Origin of the sequence: Sporocytophaga sp. (assembly GCF_017745095.1) — a bacterium.
Classification (GTDB): domain Bacteria; phylum Bacteroidota; class Bacteroidia; order Cytophagales; family Cytophagaceae; genus Sporocytophaga.
Map to the genome: position 1 here is coordinate 23,282 of NZ_JAGHZZ010000030.1, position 22,003 is coordinate 45,284.

The 22,003-nt window shown below is 35.2% G+C and carries 17 protein-coding genes; all 17 read left to right on the forward strand.

Annotation, left to right across the window (positions count from 1 at the left end; genetic code table 11):
• The first annotated feature begins 34 nt into the window (after positions 1 to 34).
• The 17 genes from J7604_RS24490 (at position 35) to J7604_RS24570 (ending at position 21,813) form a co-directional block, all read left to right on the forward strand.
• Complete coding sequence (locus tag J7604_RS24490; protein ID WP_293902321.1) at positions 35 to 508, forward strand: hypothetical protein; 474 nt, start codon at positions 35 to 37, stop codon at positions 506 to 508.
• A complete protein-coding gene (locus J7604_RS24495) occupies positions 493 to 2,889 on the forward strand; it encodes a heavy metal translocating P-type ATPase metal-binding domain-containing protein (protein ID WP_293902324.1) in 2,397 nt (798 codons plus the stop codon). The genes J7604_RS24490 and J7604_RS24495 overlap by 16 nt, the downstream gene beginning before the upstream one ends.
• Positions 2,890 to 2,973: 84 nt before the next feature.
• Positions 2,974 to 3,144 carry a cbb3-type cytochrome oxidase assembly protein CcoS gene (ccoS, locus tag J7604_RS24500; protein ID WP_293902327.1) on the forward strand — a complete coding sequence of 57 codons (171 nt, stop codon included), beginning with the start codon at positions 2,974 to 2,976 and terminating at the stop codon, positions 3,142 to 3,144.
• Position 3,145: 1 nt separating this feature from the next.
• A complete protein-coding gene (ccoN, locus tag J7604_RS24505) occupies positions 3,146 to 5,272 on the forward strand; it encodes a cytochrome-c oxidase, cbb3-type subunit I (RefSeq protein ID WP_293902330.1) in 2,127 nt (708 codons plus the stop codon).
• A gap of 8 nt (positions 5,273 to 5,280) precedes the next feature.
• Positions 5,281 to 5,487 carry a hypothetical protein gene (locus J7604_RS24510; RefSeq protein ID WP_028978268.1) on the forward strand — a complete coding sequence of 69 codons (207 nt, stop codon included), beginning with the start codon at positions 5,281 to 5,283 and terminating at the stop codon, positions 5,485 to 5,487.
• A complete protein-coding gene (locus tag J7604_RS24515) occupies positions 5,471 to 6,316 on the forward strand; it encodes a cbb3-type cytochrome c oxidase N-terminal domain-containing protein (protein ID WP_293902336.1) in 846 nt (281 codons plus the stop codon). Before J7604_RS24510 ends, J7604_RS24515 begins: the two co-directional genes overlap by 17 nt.
• 25 nt (positions 6,317 to 6,341) lie before the next feature.
• Positions 6,342 to 7,760, forward strand: coding sequence for a cytochrome c oxidase accessory protein CcoG (gene ccoG / locus J7604_RS24520; protein WP_293902339.1), 1,419 nt, complete (start codon positions 6,342 to 6,344; stop codon positions 7,758 to 7,760).
• Positions 7,761 to 7,790: 30 nt separating this feature from the next.
• Positions 7,791 to 8,225 carry a FixH family protein gene (locus J7604_RS24525; RefSeq protein WP_293902342.1) on the forward strand — a complete coding sequence of 145 codons (435 nt, stop codon included), beginning with the start codon at positions 7,791 to 7,793 and terminating at the stop codon, positions 8,223 to 8,225.
• Between the two features lie 4 nt (positions 8,226 to 8,229).
• Complete coding sequence (locus J7604_RS24530; protein ID WP_293902345.1) at positions 8,230 to 8,922, forward strand: sulfite exporter TauE/SafE family protein; 693 nt, start codon at positions 8,230 to 8,232, stop codon at positions 8,920 to 8,922.
• A gap of 4 nt (positions 8,923 to 8,926) precedes the next feature.
• Positions 8,927 to 10,291 (forward strand): oxygen-independent coproporphyrinogen III oxidase, encoded by a 1,365-nt coding sequence (gene hemN / locus J7604_RS24535; RefSeq protein WP_293902348.1) that lies wholly within the window; start codon positions 8,927 to 8,929, stop codon positions 10,289 to 10,291.
• A gap of 288 nt (positions 10,292 to 10,579) precedes the next feature.
• The gene (locus J7604_RS24540) at positions 10,580 to 11,326 is read left to right on the forward strand and encodes an acyl-CoA desaturase (protein ID WP_293902351.1); all 747 of its coding nucleotides are present in this window, start codon (positions 10,580 to 10,582) and stop codon (positions 11,324 to 11,326) included.
• A 1-nt stretch (position 11,327) separates the two neighbouring features.
• On the forward strand, positions 11,328 to 11,708 hold the full coding sequence (locus J7604_RS24545) for a group III truncated hemoglobin (protein WP_293902354.1): 381 nt from the start codon (positions 11,328 to 11,330) through the stop codon (positions 11,706 to 11,708).
• A 383-nt stretch (positions 11,709 to 12,091) separates the two neighbouring features.
• Positions 12,092 to 13,999 carry a hypothetical protein gene (locus J7604_RS24550; protein WP_293902357.1) on the forward strand — a complete coding sequence of 636 codons (1,908 nt, stop codon included), beginning with the start codon at positions 12,092 to 12,094 and terminating at the stop codon, positions 13,997 to 13,999.
• 37 nt (positions 14,000 to 14,036) lie between these two features.
• A complete protein-coding gene (locus J7604_RS24555) occupies positions 14,037 to 14,384 on the forward strand; it encodes a hypothetical protein (RefSeq protein ID WP_293902360.1) in 348 nt (115 codons plus the stop codon).
• A 228-nt stretch (positions 14,385 to 14,612) separates the two neighbouring features.
• Entirely contained in the window at positions 14,613 to 17,894 is a 3,282-nt protein-coding gene (locus J7604_RS24560; RefSeq protein WP_293902363.1) for a hypothetical protein, read from the forward strand.
• A 7-nt stretch (positions 17,895 to 17,901) separates the two neighbouring features.
• Positions 17,902 to 19,833 (forward strand): transglutaminase family protein, encoded by a 1,932-nt coding sequence (locus J7604_RS24565; RefSeq protein ID WP_293902366.1) that lies wholly within the window; start codon positions 17,902 to 17,904, stop codon positions 19,831 to 19,833.
• A gap of 9 nt (positions 19,834 to 19,842) precedes the next feature.
• On the forward strand, positions 19,843 to 21,813 hold the full coding sequence (locus J7604_RS24570; RefSeq protein WP_293902369.1) for a DUF3857 domain-containing protein: 1,971 nt from the start codon (positions 19,843 to 19,845) through the stop codon (positions 21,811 to 21,813).
• The last annotated feature ends 190 nt before the right edge of the window (positions 21,814 to 22,003 follow it).

Consider the following 22,003-nt stretch of genomic DNA (forward strand, 5'->3'; position numbering starts at 1 on the left):
TTAAAATCGAGTTCCTTTGTTCAAAATAAAATGTATGAAAAAACAAGGATATAGGGGAATTATGCTCTTACTTATATTTTTATGGGCCGGCATGATTCTGGGCATTTCATTTCTGGAAGCTCCTCTTAAATTTCAGGCTCCTAATGTTACTCTTGGAATTGGCTTGGGTATCGGAAGATTGGTTTTTGGTACACTTAACAAAATCGAGCTGCTATTTTCATTTCTTCTTATTGTATTCAGTTTCATTACAAGACCTCCGGTTAAATTCAGATATCTCTTTGGGTTGCTATGTATAATCCTTCTCTTTCAAACCATCTGGCTGCTACCGGCGCTTGATGAACGAGCACAGATTATTATAGATGGTGGTATACCTTCAGAGAAATCACCTCACATGATTTATGTGGTTGCGGAGATGATTAAGTTAATAAGTTTGATTTCAGCCGGAATTATACTTTTTAACAATAGCATGAAAATGATTCAAAAGGAGGGACTATGGAAAGCATCGTAGAGCAACATGAAGTTAAATGTTATCATTGTGGAAATGAATGTGAAAGTTCTAATATTAAGATCGACTCCAAAATCTTCTGCTGCAATGGCTGCAAAAGCGTTTACGAAATCCTGGACTCCAATCTTCTTTGCGATTATTATTTTCTGGATACTAGTAATCCCGGAAATAAAATTGAAGATGCTGGTAAATCAAAATATGCTTTTCTTGATGAAGAAACCATCCTTACAAAGGTATTGGATTTTCAGGAAGGAAATACATTCGGCGTTACGTTTTATGTTCCGTCCATCCATTGCAGCTCTTGCATATGGCTACTGGAAAATATGCAAAAGATTCATCCCGGTATCATAACATCCAATGTCCACTTTAGGAAAAAAGAAATCAATATTCAGTTTAATAAAAAGATAACATTAAGACAACTTGCTGAACTACTATCTTCGCTGGGATATGCTCCGGTTATAAATTTTAACGGAAAAGAAATCAACAGGAAAACTGTAGACAAAGCTCTTTTATATAAGATAGGTATTGCAGGCTTTTGCTTTGGAAATATCATGATGCTAAGCCTTCCTGAGTATTTATCAGTTTCTGATAAATTTTCAGGTGATATCAAAGGATTGTTTATATTCTTAAGTCTGTTCCTTTCTCTTCCTGTATTCATCTATTGTGCATCAGATTATTTTGTCAGTTCCTGGAATGCAATCAAAACAAGAACAGTCAATATTGATCTACCAATTGCGTTGGGAATCATTGCCGCCTTTTCACAAAGCATCTATGAAATTTATACAGGCAAAGGACCTGGTTATCTGGATTCTTTGTCAGGATTAGTATTCTTTCTTCTGATAGGAAAATGGTATCAGAAGAAAACTTATGAGGCTCTTTCATTTGAAAGAGATTATAAGTCTTATTTCCCATTGGCTGTTACTAAAATTGAAAATGGCTCTGAACGCTATGTAACATTGGACAAACTAAAGGCAGGTGATACCATTTTGATTCGTAATAAAGAAATAATACCTGCTGACGGTTACATTTTAGAAGGAACTGGAGTCATTGATTATAGCTTTGTCACAGGCGAATCTAATTTGACTACAAAAGAAACTGGACAAAAGGTGTTTGCAGGTGGAAGACAGGATGGCCCAGCTGTTAAAATTATTACCAGTAAGGTAGTTTCAGAAAGTTACCTTACTCAGTTATGGAACAAAGACAATGCAACTGATAAACTTAATGGCCTTGTTGAATTTACCAACAGAATTGGAAAATATTTTACCGTCGCTGTTTTGTTTATCAGTTTAGGTTCTTATGTCTATTGGGTAGGGAAGGATCCTGGTATTGCGTTGCATGCCGCAGTATCTGTCCTTATTATTTTTTGTCCTTGCATTTTTGCACTGGCCATCCCCTTTGGTTTTGGAAAAGCAATGAACATATTGGGAAGAAATGGTCTGTTTTTAAAAAATACTGAAACCATTGAAAAGCTTGCTCATAACGATTCAATTGTTTTTGATAAAACAGGAACGATTACCACTACTGAAAATCCTGAGGTTTCATTTGCAGGAGCACTTACCAATACAGAATCAGGAATGATAAAGGCCCTTGTTAAAAATTCAACCCATCCGCTTTCCAGAAGTATATATAATTATCTTAAAGTGGATACCTCTATAAAACCTGATTCCTTCGTCGAAATACCTTCTCAAGGAATAAGGGGTATGTTTAACAACATTGAAGTCATTGCTGGAACAGCCGACATTGTAGGTGTTCAGGTCAATAAAGATACCGAAATGGTCTCCGGTTCTAAGGTATATGTAAAGATCAATAATCAGGTCAAAGGTTATTTTGTATTCAGAAACAGCTATCGAAAAAGCTTTGAACAGATATCAGGTATATTAAAAAAGAAATATACGCTTCACCTTCTCAGTGGAGATAATGATTCTGAGAGGAGCTATTTGAGTAATTACTTTTCATTGTCTAATCTACACTTTAATCAGACTCCACAGAGTAAGCTTGATTATATAAAAAAGCTGGGTAAAAATGAGAAAGTAATGATGATAGGAGATGGTCTGAATGATGCAGGTGCTCTGCAACAAAGCAATTGTGGTATCAGCATTACAGAGAACTGCGGGAATTTTTCTCCTGCCTGTGATGCGATATTGGATGCTTCAGCATTCTCTCGTCTGCCGGTCTTTCTGAAATATGCAAAAGCCTGCGTAAAATCAGTTTATGGTAGTCTTGCCATTTCTCTTTCCTACAATGCAATAGGATTGTATTTCGCAGTTCAGGGCTTATTAAAACCACTTGTAGCAGCTTTATTAATGCCAATTAGCTCTGTATCAGTGGTGTTATTCGTAACTATTATGAGCGGCCTTTGGGCAAAAAAATATGGACTCAGATAAAAGTGACAAATATCATTTTTCGGGTTGTTTTACCTCATTCTTCCCTGACTACTTTACGCATTAATTTGTATTAAACAATAAGCAATGAGTGTACTGATCATACTTGTGATTTTCAGCCTGCTGGTAGCAGGATCGTTTCTGGGAGCCTTTATATGGGCTATCAGAGACGGACAATACGAAGACGACTATTCTCCATCTGTAAGGATGTTATTTGACTCAAAAAAAACAGAAATAAAACATAAAAGTAACAAGTAATATGCACTTAGAACGGTTTTCATACGACAATGCAATCGTCCGGAATTTTGCCTTTGCAACAATGATCTGGGGAGTCATAGGAATGCTCGTCGGACTTACGGCAGCACTTCAACTCGCTTTTCCAGCTTTGAACTTCGGACTTGAGTTTACTACATTCGGAAGGATCCGGCCATTACACACCAATGCCGTAATCTTCGCATTTGTGGGAAATGGAATTTTTACAGGTGTATATTACTCCTTACAAAGACTCTGTAAAACAAGAATGTTTAGCGATTTGCTAAGCCAAATCAACTTCTGGGGATGGCAGCTGATCATCCTTTCTGCAGTACTTACATTGCCACTTGGTTATACAACCAGCAAAGAGTATGCTGAACTGGAATGGCCGATAGATATTGCAATCACTCTTATCTGGGTTGTTTTCGGATGGAATATGTTTGCTACTATCCTTAAAAGAAGAGAGAAACACTTATATGTAGCTATCTGGTTTTACATTGGAACCTTCGTTACAGTCTCAGTATTGCACATTGTGAATTCATTTGAGCTTCCTGTAACTTTTATGAAAAGTTATTCCTGGTATGCAGGAGTTCAGGATGCTCTGGTTCAATGGTGGTACGGACATAATGCTGTTGCTTTCTTTCTGACTACTCCATATTTGGGACTTATGTATTACTTTGTTCCGAAAGCAGCAAACAGACCAGTATATTCTTATAGACTTTCAATCATACACTTCTGGGCATTGATTTTCTTGTATATCTGGGCAGGTCCTCACCACTTGTTATATACCGCTCTGCCTGATTGGGCACAATCACTTGGTGTTGTATTTTCAGTAATGTTGATAGCCCCTTCGTGGGGTGGTATGCTGAATGGACTACTTACTTTGAGAGGTGCTTGGGATAAGGTACGTGAAGATGTAGTGTTGAAATTCATGGTGGTAGCATTAACATGTTATGGTATGGCTACTTTTGAAGGTCCGATGCTTTCTCTTAAAAATGTAAACGCTATAAGTCACTTTACAGACTGGACAGTAGCACACGTACACGTTGGGGGCTTGGGTTGGAACGGATTTCTGACATTCGGAATGTTATATTGGTTGTTCCCGAAATTATTCAGAGTAGAACTATTTTCTAAAAGACTTGCCAATTTCCATTTCTGGATCGGGTCATTAGGAATCATTTTCTATGCACTTCCAATGTATTGGGCTGGTTTTACCCAAAGTTTGATGTGGAAAGAATTTACAGCAGAAGGACTTTTAGCATATCCTAACTTCCTTGAAACTGTAACTCAGATAAAAACAATGTACATGCTGAGAGCACTTGGTGGAGCGATGTTCATAGTAGGAACAGTTGTGATGTGTTATAATTTATTTATGACAGCCAAACAAGGTTCATTTGTCGCTAACGAGGAGGCTGAAGCTCCTGCTATTCATAAAGAAGTAAGTGAGGAAAATGAGCACTGGCACAGATTGATTGAACGAAGACCTGTTCAGATGATGGTACTTAGTCTTGTAGTAATTCTGATAGGCGGAATTGTGGAGATGATACCGACATTCCTGGTAAAATCAAATATTCCGACTATTGCAAGTGTAAAACCTTATACAGCACTGGAACTTCATGGAAGAGATCTCTACATCAAAGAAGGATGTAATAATTGTCACTCTCAAATGGTACGGCCATTCAGATCAGAGACTGAAAGATATGGAGAATACTCCAAAGCCGGTGAGTTTATTTACGATCACCCACACCTTTGGGGCTCAAAGAGAACCGGACCGGACATTCACAGAGTAGGAGGCAAATATCCTGATTCATGGCATTATAATCACATGCTTGATCCCGAAAGTATGTCACCAGGTTCTATCATGCCTCCTTATCCATGGTTGTTTGAAAACGAAATAGACACTAATTCTACTGCAGGAAAAATAACTGCAATGAGGCAACTAGGAGTGCCATATCCAACTGGTTATGAAGCTCAGGCTAATAATGACCTTATAAAACAGGCAAATGAAATCTCAGCAAGGCTCAAGGAGTCAGGTGTTAAAACCAAGAGTGAGAAAGAAATTATAGCGCTTATAGCTTATTTACAAAGATTAGGTACTGATATTAAAGCAAAACCATTAGCTCAGGATAACTGATTCTCGATATGTTAAAATTTGTAAAATATCATATGGCATCCATCACAGATATAGAGATATATCCTATCATTTCGTTTGTCATATTTTTTCTGTTCTTTCTTGGAGTATTGATGCTCGTTTTCAGATCGGACAAGAAGTTTATGTCTAAAATGGAACAGATGCCCCTGGAAGATTCAATCTTAGCAAAAGGTGAAAACAATGAAGAGAATATTTAAAGATTTTATCAATATGAAATCCATACTTGCCCTGCTTTTTGTTTTAAGTCCGTTTATTTCAAAAGCTGATGCTGTAGGATCAGCTCCTCAGTCAGCGGATATGTTCAGTATCATAATACTTGTGATACTTGTATTGATAACTCTTGTTCTGCTATATATACTTTTTACATTAAAAGTATTTCTGGATCATGCTAAGCCTAAGGCATCTGCGGAACCGGTAATGTCAGGTTTTTTAAAGAAGCTTACAGATACTGTTCCATTAGATCAGGAAGAAAGTATCCTAACCGACCATGTTTACGATGATATCAGGGAGCTTGACAATAACCTTCCTCCATGGTGGAAATACATGTTTTATGCAACAATTGTATTCTCCTTTGTCTATATCTACTACTACCATTTTAATGAAAATGGTCAGTTACAGATAGAAGAATATACGGAGGAACTTGCTGTGGCTGAGAAGGAGAAAGAAGCCTATATGAAGCTGGCAGCTAACAGCATTGATGAAACAAATGTTAAGCTGGCGGATATAAAAGGTATTGAAAAAGGTAAAGGCTTGTTCGTTCAAAACTGTGCTGCTTGTCACGGCGCTTCAGGTGAAGGCGGAGTAGGACCTAATCTGACAGACCCATACTGGCTGCATGGGGGTGGAGTAAAGAATGTATTTAAAACTATTAAATACGGCGTGCCGCAGAAGGGAATGATTTCCTGGAAAGCTCAGTTAAGTCCCTCTGCAATTCAGGAAGTAGCAAGTTACATTATAAGCATTCAGGGAAGTAATCCTGCAAATGGTAAAGCTCCTCAGGGAGATAAGTACGAAGGAAAAGAGTAAAGTAAATTAAAATATCATTACCAAAATGGAAAGGTCTGATTTAGCACATGTGAACCAGGATGAGTCTTTCAGAGACTCTATCTCTACTGTTGACAAATCTGGGAAAAGGATCTGGCTCTATCCAAAAAACTCCAAAGGAAAGCTGACGAATTACCGCTATTTGCTTTCCTTGCTGTTTATCGTAATGATGATTTCCGGAACCTTTATTAAAATAGATGGAGAGCCTCTGCTTCTTTTGAATATAGTTGAAAGGAAGTTCATCATTTTGGGAAAGATATTCTGGCCACAAGACTTTCATATATTTCTGTTGATTATGATAGCTTTTGTTGTCTTCATAGGAATATTTACAATGGTATATGGAAGAGTATTTTGCGGATGGATATGCCCTCAGACTATATTCATGGAATCCATTTTCAGGAAAATAGAATACTGGATAGAAGGGGACTTCAAAACAAGAGCTGCTCTGGATAAAGCGCCTCTCACTTCTGTAAAGTTTTTTAAAAAACTATCCAAGCATCTGATTTTCTTCAGCATTTCATTTCTGATCGCCAGTATATTTCTGAGCTATATACTCGGTGTTGAAAAGGTTTTAAAGCTTATGCATGAAAACCCTTCAAACCGCCTGGGAATGTTTACTTCTCATCTGGTATTTTCATTTGCATTCTATTGGGTGTTTTCAAGAATAAGAGAACAGGTTTGTACTACAATTTGTCCTTATGGCAGATTACAGGGAGTGTTACTGGATAAGAATTCTCTTATTGTTGCCTACGATTATGTGAGAGGAGAGAAACGAGGGAAGTTAAAAGCGAAAGAATCCCGCAAAGATGCTGGCAAAGGAGATTGTATAGATTGTAATCAATGTGTGCATGTATGCCCAATGGGGATCGATATTAGAAACGGAACTCAGATGGAGTGCACTAACTGTACCGCCTGCATTGATGCGTGCAACTTTATGATGCGCAGCGTGGGTTTGGCAGAAGGTCTTATCAGAATGGACTCGGAAGCGGGGATTGCAGAAAGGAAACCATTTAAAATTACTGCTAGAATTGCAGTATACACTGGAGTTCTGATTGTTCTGATTGGATTTATATTCACCTTATTATTGATGAGGGCAGATGTAGAGACAAGTATATTGCGTACTCCGGGCGTTTCTTATCAGGAGCTTCCTGATAATAAAGTCAGCAATCTCTATAATATAAAGATGATCAATAAGACAAGTAAAGATATTAAAGTCAAGATAAAAGTATTATCAGATGACGGTGAAATAAAACTTGTTGGTAAAGAGCCGGTGATACCTTCTCAGGGAACAGCTGAGACAGCTGCTTTTATAGTACTAGACAAAGCTGACATTAAAAAGGTTAAAACTAAAATAAAAATTGGAGTCTATTCGGATGGTAAAGAACTGGAAACTTTAACAACCAGTTTTATCGGACCTCTCAACTGACAACTTTATACTTCAACAAACATTAAAAATATGAGCTGGGGATATAGAATTACGATACTTACACTAGGCTTTGTAGGTTTCATGACATTTCTGGTTATCAGTGCCTTCAGGCAGGACTTTGATCTTGTTACTGAAGACTATTACGGAAGAGAATTGCAGTTCCAGAATCAGATTGAAAAGCAAACCAATCAAATGCAATTGAAGGATTCTCTCAGCTGTATTGTATCAGACAATAATGTGATCATCAAATTCCCAGATGAATTAATACAGAATAAAATATCCGGTGAAGTATTATTCTTCAGACCTTCAGATGCTAAGAAAGATGTTAAAAGACCTATCAATTCCAATAATGGTGTAGAGGTCTTTAGGAAGGAATTATTTCAGAAGGGATATTACAAAGTACAGGTGGATTATAGTTCTGGCGGGAAAAAGTATTACTACGAAAAGTCAATCATAATCAGTTAGTATTATGTTTTACGCAGCATTTATAATCGGTCTCGTAAGCAGTCTGCATTGCTTAGGTATGTGTGGGCCACTGGCATTTGCTTTGCCAGTGAGGACAACTAACAAATGGAATAAACTGTTCAAATACCTCTTGTACAACTTAGGAAGGATACTTACTTATGCCTCATTTGGATTAGTATCTGGGCTTATTGGTAAAGGTTTTGTTGCAGTAGGCTTACAGAAGGTACTGTCTGTCAGTGCAGGAGTTCTGATTATTATGACAATTTTCTTCATCTACAATCCAATTAAGATAGGCTTGTTCAATCAATTAACAAATTCTATTAATCAAAAAGTAAAAGCAGGTTTTCAAAAGTATTTCCAGAATTCAAGCTTCACTTCATTATTTATATTAGGTGTTTTAAATGGTCTGCTTCCTTGTGGTGTTGTATATATAACATTGTTAAGCGCAATTGCAACAGGAGATTCAATATCTGGTGCAATCTACATGATGTTGTTTGGATTGGGTACTATGCCTATGATGTTGGCAGTAGGGCTAACAGGAAACATTTTAAGAGAAAAAATTAAACCTGTCTTTTTTAAGATAGTACCATTAATTGGATGCATAGTTGGAGTAATGCTTGTTATGAGAGGGCTTAATTCCAGTGCTTCCTCAAACGTTACAATACACAGTTGTTGTCACAGTCAAACTTGTCACTAAGAATATGGACATGGAAAGAAATGATCTTATCAGAAAGTACAATGTACCAGGGCCAAGGTATACCAGTTATCCGACTGTGCCATACTGGGACAACGATTTGTTCCATCAAGAGAAATGGCAGGAGGAAATCATCAAATCTTTTTGCAATGATAATGAAGAAGTAAGCCTATATATACATCTACCATATTGTGAAAGCCTTTGCACATTTTGTGGTTGCAATACAAGAATTACTGTCAATCATGATGTGGAGATTCCATACATCAATGCAGTATTAAAAGAATGGGCATTGTATTTAAAGCTCATGAAGAAAACTCCGGTTATTAAAGAAATTCATTTAGGAGGTGGTACACCAACATTCTTTAAACCAGAGAATCTCAAAAAGCTTATTGATGGAATACTTGATACCTGCTTAACCGCACCAGAAGCAGAGTTTGGATTTGAAGGGCATCCCAATAATACAACGGAGCAACATCTGCAAACACTCTTTGATTTAGGTTTTAGAAGAGTAAGTTTCGGTATACAGGATTTTGATCCTGTTGTGCAACATGCCATTCACCGTATTCAGACCTATGTCAGCGTTAAAAGTGTGACAGAAATGGCAAGGAGAATAGGGTATACTTCTATAGGATATGATATTATATATGGTTTACCATTTCAAACCATTTCCGGAATAGAAGACACAGTGCATAAAGTAAGGCAATTGATGCCGGACCGTATTGCATTTTACAGCTATGCACATGTACCCTGGATAAAGCCAGGACAGAGAAAGTTTTCAGAAGCTGATCTTCCTTCAGATGAAACAAAAAGAAATTTATATGAAAGAGGAAGAGATCTTTTGGAGCAAGCTGGTTACATAGAAATTGGAATGGATCACTTTGCTCTAAAGTCAGACTCTTTGTATAAGGCTTCTGTTAATAAGACTTTGCACAGAAACTTTATGGGTTATACTAGTCAATATACTTCAAGATTGATAGGGCTTGGTGTTTCTGCTATCAGCGATCTATGGGGGGCATATGCTCAAAATGTCAAAGTTGTGGAAGAATATATTGAGAAAGTAAATGAAGGTAAAATACCAGTGTTTAAAGGACATATTCTGAGCAATCAGGATATGATCATAAGACAACATATACTCAATATTATGTGCAAGTTTTATACAAGCTGGTCGAGTCCTGGGGAACAATCCATTGGCTTGTATGATGGAATCGGAAGGATGAAAGAATTAGAACAGGATGAGCTTATAAAGTTTGGATTGTATTCTCTGGAGGTAACTGAAAAAGGAAAGCCTTTCATGAGAAATATTTGTATGGCTCTTGATGCAAGGATGCATGCGACGTCAGTCAAAGAAGTAAAGTTTTCCAAGGTAGTTTAAAGTGTGTATTGATTTAAAGCAATCTCAAATTTAACAAGTAAATCAAAGATCTCCCTCTAGGTGAAAGTTGTCAATTTAAAGAATCTTCTTTTGTCATATTGAGCTTGCGAAATATCTGAGCTATCCTAAATAATGAAAATTTAGCTATCTGTAAAATTGGTGACTGATAAAGCAAATTATTTGCTAGCTATCAGATCCTTCGCGGGCTCAGGATGACAAAGAAAACTGTTGCTCTTCTTAAGAGGGATTTTACCCTATATTATAAATTGAATTATTAAACTTAATTATATGATTATATTGTATTTCTTTCTGGCGCATTGGTATCTTTCTTTGTTTGCCCAGACTTTCTTTCTACACAGATATGCTGCTCACCAGATGTTTACTATGAGTAAGACGTGGGAGAAAGTATTTTACGTCATGACCTTTATATTCCAGGGATCATCTTATTTAAGTCCTTATGCATACGGGGTTATGCACAGATTACATCATGCATATGCTGATACGGATAAAGATCCACATTCTCCTTCCTATTCCAAAAATCTTTTTGATATGATGTGGAAGACAAAAAATATTTATAATGATGTATTAAACCACAGAGCGAATATTGAAGAAAAGTTTACAAAAGGGGTACCATACTGGGGATTTATAGAAAAGCTTGGAGATACATGGGCTGTGAGAATTGGATGGGGGGTATTATATACTTTGGTTTATATGGAATTTGCAACTGCCTGGTGGATGTATTTGCTGCTGCCAATCCACTATTTAATGGGGCCAGTACACGGTGCAATCATTAATTGGTTCGCACATAAATTCGGATATGTGAATTTCAAGGTTTCAGACACTGCTAAAAACTTGCTTCCATTTGATTTCCTTATGATGGGAGAGAGCTATCATAATAACCACCATAAGTTGGGTGGTAGAGCAAACTTCGGTGTTAAATGGCATGAGTTTGATCCAACTTATCCAGTTATAAAGCTCCTCAATTTTATCGGAGTAATAAAACTTAAACTGAATAATGACTTAAATTATATGTGATATGGTAACGGACCGATTAAAGGATATTACATCTGAAGAAGATGTAAAACTTATGGTAGATTCCTTTTACGAAAAGGTGAACAAAGATGAGTTGTTGTCATATGTTTTCAATGACTTTTCAAAGGTAAACTGGGAGAAACACCTTCCTAAAATGTATCAATTCTGGAATTATCTTTTATTAGGAATACATGAATATAAAGGACGACCATTTCCCGTTCACACTCAGTTGCCAATTGAATCCAAGCATTTTGATACCTGGGTTCGACTGTTTAAGTCCAATATAGATGAACGGTTTTCAGGTCCTGTTGCTGACATGGCAAAAGTAAAAGGCGAACAGATTGCTCTTACATTTCAGTATCGCATGGGATTGTTGGAGGATTAAGGGGATATTATACTTTAAAGTTGAGTAGCCAATTCTATAAAGGATTGGCTATTTTGTTTTTTGAATTAATATTTTATTGGGTATGATTATTTATTATTTTTATGTTAAACAATTGAAATTCTGCTTACGAAAAGACGAAAGGTAATTGAAAGATTTTCTTGAGATTTAGCAAAGAAGATTGGTATTCAGATTTATGATTTTGAAATTTTTTAGTGATTTTCAATAAAGTAAAATTATATTTTACATTTATTGTGTCATGGTTTACATATTTTTTAAAATGCGAAATAAATAATCATTTCATACAGTCAGTTATATATTTTATTATTAATAGAAATTTTATTGTATCTCTCTAAGCTTCAATTTCGTTAGTATAAAACTATATCATGAAATATTTATCTACACTTTTTATTTTTCTTTATTCTCTTGTAAGTCAGGCACAATCGCTGAAAGTTCCGGAGGATGTTTATGGTTTGAAGAATCCTGTACAAGATCAGGGAAAAGCATGTACATCCTGTTTGCAAGTGCTTATGCAGAAACCGGCAGATGTAGAGTTCGGGTTTACAGTGCAGGACAATGATATCTATTTTATCCTCACAGATTCAAGGTGGCTTGAATTGCTTTTTAATAAATCATATGATGGTATTGCAGTTGATATCGTCAGCAGAGACCTTTATTCATGCAAAATTAAAGGCAACAGGGCCAATAAGCATTGGGCTTACGATGGTTACTTGATGGAACCGGTATACTGGAAAGACTTTAAGAAAACTACATTGATAGATGAGAAAGGGTTTGTTTTTGTAAAAGTTGGCACCATTCCGGACGAACTGGCAGGTAAAGAATTAGAGTTTAATCTGCTGCTTATCAGTAACAAATATGTATGTCACATCAATACCTTCTTCAGTGTTCCCTGGGATAGATGGGGACTTCTTGAGATGGGGCTCTTCATGGACACTATTCCTTCCAAAGCGACAGCAGGTGAAAAGGAATTGACATCTGAAAAATATCAGGTATTTAGCAAAAGTATGAAGTTTGAAGTACCTTTTGAAAAGAATAAATATGAATATGCACCTTCTGATATCAAAGCACTTACAGATTCTTTAAAACTTAATGATTACGAAATTAAGGATATTCAAATCAGAGCATATTCATCAGTAGAAGGTCCTGAGAAAATAAATATAGAATTGCAGGAAAAGAGAGCGGAAAGTATAATCCGGATTTTGCAAGGTTACCAGACTGAAAAGATCAATAAAGATGTACAAGCTTCTGAAAACTGGGTGGAATTCCTGGAAGATATTTCAGACTCTAGGTTTTCGTATTTGAAATCATTAAGTAAAGAAGAAATAAAACAAAAACTTGAGGACAAACAGCTGACAGATCAATTGGAGCCCATATTGAAAGACCATCGCAAAGCGATTTTAATGATAAATCTTGAGAAAAAAATTAAAATGGGCGATGATCCTGAAAAGTTAAAAGCTTCCTTTGAAAAAGCCATTATTGATAAGAATATTGAGGAAGCAAAAGCAATTCAGGAAGTTATCTTTTCCAAAATAAGGAATAAATCCCTGCCACAGGATTATATGCAATCTATAAAAATACCTGAGACATATACTTACGGATCTCTGTTGTTTGAATATGCAATTTTTAATTATCAGGAAAATGAGACAGATCTTTATACAAGTATCAGGCTTTTTGAAAAGCTTCAATTACTTATGCCTGGTAACAAAAATATCAGATATAACCTAACTGCACTTAAAATCAGATCCTGGGTTTATAGCCAGGGAGGTATAGATCCTGAAGAATTACGAAGTGAAATAATGGCTTTGCAGAAAATGGGGATTGAGCAAACTCTTATTAAAAGAATGCTCATTAATTATCATATTATCCGCAGTGAATATCAGATCTCTCTGAAGAACTATGCTGAAAAGGACAAGTCTGTAAAATATATTCAAGCTCAATATTCTACACTGGTCGCCAATGAAAATGACGCATTGAATCTTGCAAGGTATTTTTCCAGTTATAGTAAGCTAGACTGGGCAGAAAAGGTTCTTTTGAAATATGTGAAGAAAGTAGATGTTAATGAAGATGTCTTATTTTATTATCTAAATCTTACAATTGTCGATAGTAAAAAAACAGCTTCGCAGGAATACCGCACGATTATGCTAAACGCGATCAATATCAATAAAGAAAGGTTTTGTAAGATCTTTAATTCAGCTGCCAATGGGGGGATTACTTTTCAGCTTTTAAAAGATCAGTACCTGAAAAATATGTATTGTGAAGGTTGTGAAAAGTAATCAGTTGATTTGCTTTTCTTTTCTCAATATTGCAAAAATGAAATTTAAACTTGAAAGCCGGACAATAGAGGTAAAAGAAAATTGTGTTCAGCTTGAATTGGATTATGCAGTAATTCCTGATCACAAGGTTATAGTTTTCCAATATAATAAAATGGTTGATGTAAAGCTTGAGCATTTCAAATGGTCAAGCTGGGTCTTCTGGGAGATGGCTAATGATGAATATGTAGCTGAAAATAAATTGATCATTAGATACATAAAAGAAGATGGTCAAATTAATAAAAGGGAGATAAATCTAAATTTACCAAAAGAAAAGGCAGAGGAGTTGCTGGAATTAATCCAAATGGCAAGGAAAAGGTATTCAGTAAATTCAAATCATGGTTTGTGATGCATGTGTTAGAGTAAATACTGACTGGTATTGATATTTGGTTTATTTATAAAATATAATTTAAACTGTAGTTAATGTATTGATAATAAGTGTGGTATATTTATTTAATTATATCGATACTATTTGTTTTTTTATATAAGATTCTTCCTTATTTTCAGTCCAAACTAAAAATTATAAATTAAATTTGCGTTTAATTTTTTATCAAATATTAATAATAAAGGGGCATCTATGTTTAATAAAAATTTTTTAATCCTGCTTTGCTGTATATTTTGGCAAAGCCTTACTACTGTAGCACAAGAGAAAAAATTCATCATCAATTCTGCTGAAATCATCAACGAGGGAGTTTCCTTGCATGATGAAGGTAAGTTTAAAGAGGCTATCGAGAAATTTAAAGAGGTCGACAGAAATGACACCAATTATGTTTGGGCTCTTGCTGAGCTTTCCCTGACATACATAGCTGATTCTCAATTTGTACAAGGGATCAAGATTGCAGATGAAGGTTTGTCGTACAATTCAAAAAGTGAGAATCATTTCTTTAGAAACAAAGGAGTTGCCTTGGATAAAATGGGCAAAACTGATGAAGCCATAAAGTTAGATGAGGATGCCTTAAAAAAATATCCATGGGATTTTCTAACCCGATACAATTGCGCTTTGGCATATGAGAAAAAGAGCCTGTCCAAGTCCATGGCGATGTACAAAGATATTATCGTGAATTACAATCCTTACCACCCTTTAAGTCATTACAGATTATCAACTATTGCTTCTGACGAAGGTAAACTTGCTCCTTATATGCTTGCCAGCTATATGTATCTTGTACTCAAGCCGGGAGGATCAAATGCTTTTGATGTCATTACAAAAATTGAGAAACTTGTAAAAGGTGAAATCAACCTTCCAGAAAATAAAGATAAATCCAATTATAGTTTTGCAGACCTGGAAACCATCATAGAATCTAAAGTCGCATTGAACAGTAAATACAAGCACAAAGTTAAACTCAATTACCCATTCGTTTCACAAACTCAGCTTTTCCTAGAAAAACTAGAATACAAAGCATCTGACACCTCCATTTGGATGCAACAGTATGTTCCATTTTTTGTGGAACTGAATAAGAAAAATTATCTGGAGCCCTTCGTTTATACAATGTTATCTGGATTAAATATTCCTGAAGTCCAAAGCTGGCTGAAGAAAAATCAGGCAAAGAAACAGGAGTTTTTTTCTTGGGCATCAAATTATTTGTCAAAAGATATTGTAAAGAAAACTATTAAAGTAGATGGGAAAGACCAGAAGCTAAGTGCCTGGTATTATGACACGAGATTTATTCACTCTCTAGGTAATTATAAAGATGCCCAAAATACTACCAGAACAGGTCATTGGATTTTTTATTATCCGAATACTGTCATCAATGCTGAAGGCAATTTTGATAGCAATGGCAATAAAACAGGCGAGTGGAAATATTACTATGACAATGGTAGCCTAAAAGAAATCGAGAGTTATAATGCAGGTAAATCAGAGGGACCCTACAAATTTTACTATCCAAACGGGGCAATTAAGTACATCTGTAATATGTCTAATGGAAGTATTGCGGGAGATTTGAAATACCATAACAATGCTGAAGTACTTGAAACTGTTAACTACTTTAAAGATGATAAACTAAATGGCTCATCCAAAACATATTTCAATAGTGGAAATATCAAAAGTGATGTTAATTTCATTAATGGCCTGAAAGAGGGAAAGAGTAAGGATTTCAATAATTTGGGAGCCGTTGTGAAAGAAGGGGAGTTTAAAAATGGAAAATATGAAGGTGCTTACAAAACTTACCACAACAATGGCAAGATTGCTTCAGAGGGTCTTTTGAAAGATGATAAGGAGGAAGGAGTATGGAATCATTATTATGACAATGGGAAACAAGCTGAAGTTTCCAATTTTAAAGGTGGTAAAATGATCGGTTCATGGAAAAAATATTCTGAAACAGGTATCCTTCTAGAAGAAAGTACTTATAATGAAAAAGGGAATCAGAATGGTGAACACAAAGTATATGATACCGATGGTAAACTTCATTATATTCTTGACTATAAAGATGGTAAGTTAAAAGGAGTTAGATATTTTGATAAGACGGGTAAGCTTATTTCTGAAAATAAAGAAAAAGGTGGGGTTCTAAAGTTAAAGTCATTATATCCAGATGGAGTAAATATAATGTCTGAAGGAACATACAAAGACGGAGAAAGAGATGGTGTATGGAAATATTATGAATTAACGGGTGTTGCCACTTCAGAGGAGAATTACAAAGCAGGAGTTAAGAATGGACCTGGAAAAACATTTTATTTAAATGGCAAGAAAGATTCAGAGTTTAATTATAAAGATGGGGCACTTGACGGCTTTTACCAAGGATTTTATACAAATGGTAAAACGTCTTTTGAAGGCTATTATGTCAATGACCGTAAAGAAGGCTACTGGTACCGTTATTATCCTAATGGCAAAGTGAGCGATGTTTATTATTACCTTAAAGGAGAAGAATATGGGGTTTACGAAGATTATTCGACAAGTGGACATAAGCGACTTACAACAGTGCTGAAAGATGGCGTATTCGCTGAAGAAACATTGTTTGATACTACTGGAAAAGCCTACTCCACCTGCGCATTAAAATATGGTACAGGAGATTTTATGCAGAAACATCTAAACAGTAAACCTTACGTAAAGGCTAAATTGAAAGGTGGATCATTCCAGGGAGATTATCAAAAGTTTTATCCAAATGGAAAACTTAAAGAGAAATACAACTACATAGACGGATTAAAACATGGCCCGTCCGAAGGTTTTGCAGAGGATGGAAAACTTGAATTTAAAGGTAATTTTTATCTGGGTAAGAAATCTGGAATCTGGAAGTATTATTATTCCGATGGGAAGACCTTAAGTTCAATTGGCAAATATGTTGACGGATCCAAAGATAGTTTGTGGGTATGGTATAATGAAGATGGTACGAAAAACAGTGAATTTACATACAAAGATAATAACCTTGATGGGCAAAACGTTTATTATTCGCCTGATGGAAAAGACGTTATCTTGTTAAGAAATTTTAAGAATGATGTGCTGGTTTCCTACAATAATATGAAAAACGGTGCTAGTGGTACTCTAATGCCAGTTGCAAACGAAACAGCTCAGATTACAGGATATTACAGCAATGGAAACAAAGCCATGGAGTTCACACTGGATAAGAGTATGAGAGAGGGTAAATGCATTGCATATTATTCTTCTGGAAAAAAATGGTATGAAAAATCTTATCAAAGCAGCGAAACTCAAGGGCCAAGAATAGAATATTATGCAGACGGCAAAGTGAAAGAAAAGGCAGAATTTTTTGCAGATGAGCTAAATGGGCTTAAGACTACTTATTATCCTAACGGAAATATGAGGTCTTCTGAAAATTATATACTGGGCGTTCTTCACGGAGTTTCCAGATTCTATGATGTCAATGGAAAACTTGTGAAAGAAAAAAAATACGTGGATGGTTGGACTTATTAAAAGTAAAATGAAGAAATCGGTAAGAAGGACTTTCCTTGTTTATCTAGCTTTGATTAGTATTCCGGCAAAAATATTTGCACAGGATGCAAATTCGTTATCCAAACAATATCCTGACGAATTGGCAATTTACCTGAATAAAAAGAAATCGATCTTTCTTGATATTCAGGCTGATTCCCTGACCATCAATACAGAAAACTTTTCTGAAATGATCTATCTGAAAGACAACGCAAATATTCTTTCAGAGAAGGAAATATACTATTCCGGCATGCTCAAAGTTAGTGATGTGGAAGCTAAGTGTATGATTCCTAAAGGCGATGGAGGCTTGAAGACTATAAAAGTAACTGATTTTATAGATGAGGATGTTCAGGAAAGAGGTATTTTTTTTAATGATTCAAAGGTTAAAAAATTTATTTACCCATCTCTTCAAAAGGGAGCAAAATCATCTCTTTTCTACAAAGAGGCCTATCTTGAGCCAAGACTTTTCGGTCCATTCTTTTTCAGTGCAGAAGCATTGTCTTTAAGCTCTGAATTATCAATTACTTATAATAACAAGATTGAGATTGGCTATAAAATAATAGGAGTGGATGAAAGTGCACTTGAAAAAAGCGAGATTAAAAAAGGTAGTAAAATAATTACTACCTGGAAAATGAAAAACGTTCCCAGGCTTGAACATGATGCAAATGCTCCCAATATAAGGTATTATGCACCTCAAATTATTGTTTATATCAAATCACTTAACCTTAAAAGCGGCACCATTAATTATTCTTCAAATTATAAAGACCTTTATCAATGGACTTATAATCTTGTAAAGGGTATTAATAAGGATTCGGAAAAAGAGATCAAAGGGCTTGTCGATTCTTTGCTTGTCGGTGCCAAAACAGACCTGGAGAAATCTAAAAGAATTTTTTACTGGGTGCAGGACAACATCAGATACATTGCCTTTGAAGATGGCTATGGAGGTTTTATACCGAGAGATGCTGAAAAGGTATATAGAAAGAGATACGGAGACTGCAAAGATATGGCAAACATAACTTCATATATGCATAAACTTGCAGGCATTCCAGCATATTTGACACTCATTGGTTCAAGAGATATCCCTTATGCTGTTTCTGAAGTTCCTTCAAGTTGCAACTTCAATCATATGATTGCTACAGTGAAACTTGATGGAAAATACTATTTTCTGGATGCCACTGGTAAATATCAGTTGCATGGACAGCCAACTTCAATGATTCAGGATAAAGAAGGGTTGATTGTAATGGGAAAAGATAGTTGTATGGTGCTTAAAGTACCTTTAATCGATAGAAGCAAGAACAAAATTATAGATACTGTTCATGTTGATTTTGAAAAAAACAGCTTGAAAGGAAAAGGTAAAAGATATATTGAAGGATATCCTAAAATTACATTTGCACATGTATATGGCAACCTCGATCAGGAGGATAAGGTAGATTATTTCAATAGCTTTTTATCTAAAGGAAACAACAAATGCAAGGTAACTAATCCTATTGTTAAAAACGCATCTGAAAGAGAAAAGCCAACTGTCGTAAAGTTCGATTTTCGCGTAGAAGATTACTCTTTAACATCGGGCAAAGAAGTGTTTATTAATTTAAATCTGAACAAAGATTTATCCTCTCTCAATTTTGAATCTGCAAATAGAAAGACCGATTTTGAAGAAGATTATAAATATGAAATGACGGAAGTTACTACATTTAATATTCCGAAAGGGTATAAAGTAAAATACATTCCTGAAAACAAAAAAGTTAATGAGAAGGACTTTGGTTTTGATATTCAATATGAATTAAAAAAAGATAAGTTAGTGTATACAAAGAAAATATACATAGACTTTCTTATTCTTAAAATGAATCAATTCCCTACGTGGAATAAGATGATCAAAGAATTGAATAAGGCCTATAAAGAAAACATCTCCATCGTAGAAAACTAAACATCGATTATGAATAAGCTTTTTAAAAAAGTTATCTTTTTAGCTATTTTTTGTAACGCATTAACACTGTTTGCACAAAAGCCAGAAACTGACAGTTATGATTGGGAGGAAAAGAGGGCAAGGTTTAAGGTAAATGCTGATGATCAGAAAGAGTCTTGTGTTATTTTTAAAAACCATGCTTCTGAAGAGATCTCTTATAATGAGAAAAATGAACCTTACATTTATTCCGTTCATCACCTTATTGTAGCTGTTAACAATGAGTCAGGAATTGAACAATACAATAAACTTTCTATATCATTGGCTAATGTGATGGATATTGTAGACATCAAAGTTAGGTCAATCAGTAAAGACGGGAAAATTATTCTTACGGATAAAAGCCACATGAAAGAAGTCGAAAACCTGGAGAACAAAGGAGCCTTCAAAGTTTTCGCAGTGGAAGGAGTGGAAGTAGGAAGTGAAATAGAATACATTTATAAACTTAAAAAATATCCTGCTAATTCAGGAAGAAGATATATACAATTTCAAAACCCAAGCTACAATTACTCTTTTGAACTTATTGTACCAGAGTTTTTAACCTATGATACTAAAGTGTACAATGGCAATGCACAGGTTAAAGATACTGTTATTGAAAAGAAAAGACACATATCTCTTAAAGTAAATAAAACCAATGCTTTACCTAAGGAAGAATACAGTGACTATTGGGCTAATGTAATGCGTCTCGAATATAAGATTGCCAATAATACAAGTACTGGTAAAACAAAAATTGTGACATTCGCTGAAGCGGCTAAAAGCATTTATGCCAATACTCATGTTACAGATTCTAAAATTGATAAACAGGTAGACGGACTTTTAAAGAAAATCAAGCTGGACAAATCTGCTTCAGAAGAAGATAAAATCAGGCTGATTGAAAATCACATTAAGAGTAACTTTATTGTAAATCAAAACGGAGGTAGTGAAAGTTCTCAGATTGACTTCATATTAAAGAATAAATTCGGTTCCAAATTCGGAATGACAAGGTTGTTTATTAAACTCTTTGAGAGAGCTGAAGTAAGCCACAGACTGGCACTTTCTAATGATAAGACAAGCGAACGATTTGACCCTAAGTTTGAATCATGGGATTATCTTGATGAACAACTGATCTACTTTGATAAGCTGGACAAATATATGTCTCCCGTTCAGTTTGAATTCCGTTATCCAATGATACCTTCATATTTCCTGGGTAATTATGCCATGGTTATCAAGCCTGTTACAGTTGGTGATTTTACTACAGGACTCAGTGAAATCAAACTGATACCTTCAATTGATTATAAGTTGAATCATGATAACCTCATCATCAATCTCGCTGTTGATCTGGAAAATGACAATTCAACTATTTCAATAGAGAGAAGTTTTAAAGGTTATAAAGCAATGTTTATTCAGCCTTATTACGATTTGATTCCTGAGGATAAGCGTAAAGAGCTATTTGATGAGCTTTTAAAAAGTCAGGCTAAAGACGGACATGTAAGCAATGTTACAGTAAAAAATGTAGACAAGAACATATCTCCGTATGTTCAGCCAATGCTGATTACAGGTACTTTAAAAAGCGATGAACTGATTGAAAAAGCAGGAGGTAAGTACCTGCTGAAAATAGGCGAAATCATCGGGCCACAGAATGAACTATATCAGGAAAAGAAGAGAAACACAGAGATCTCTCTGGATTATCCTAATGAATATGTAAGAAAGATAAAGTTCGAGATTCCACAGGGATATAAAATTCCGAATTTAAAAGACCTTAATAAAAACATTGTTTTCAAAGACGGAAACGAAAATTCCATGGGCTTTACTTCTTCATATAAACAGGAAGGCAGAATTGTAACAATCGATGTGGAAGAATATTACAAAAAGCTTACTTATCCAATTGAGGTATTTGAGCAATTCAGGAAGGTAATTAATGCAGCAGCAGATTTTAATAAAATTACTCTTGTTCTCGAAAAAGAATAAAGTAATTTCTTAACGAAAAATTTAAAGGGCTTATCCAGTAATTCGGGTAAGCCCTTTGTGTTGCAATTACTTTTTAAAAAATATTATATTTTAAAATTCTGTCCTTAAAGGAGTTTAGAATTGTGAATTCTTAATCATTTGAAAATTAAGTAGTTTTTATTAATTTCAATGATGTTTTTAGTATTGGTTT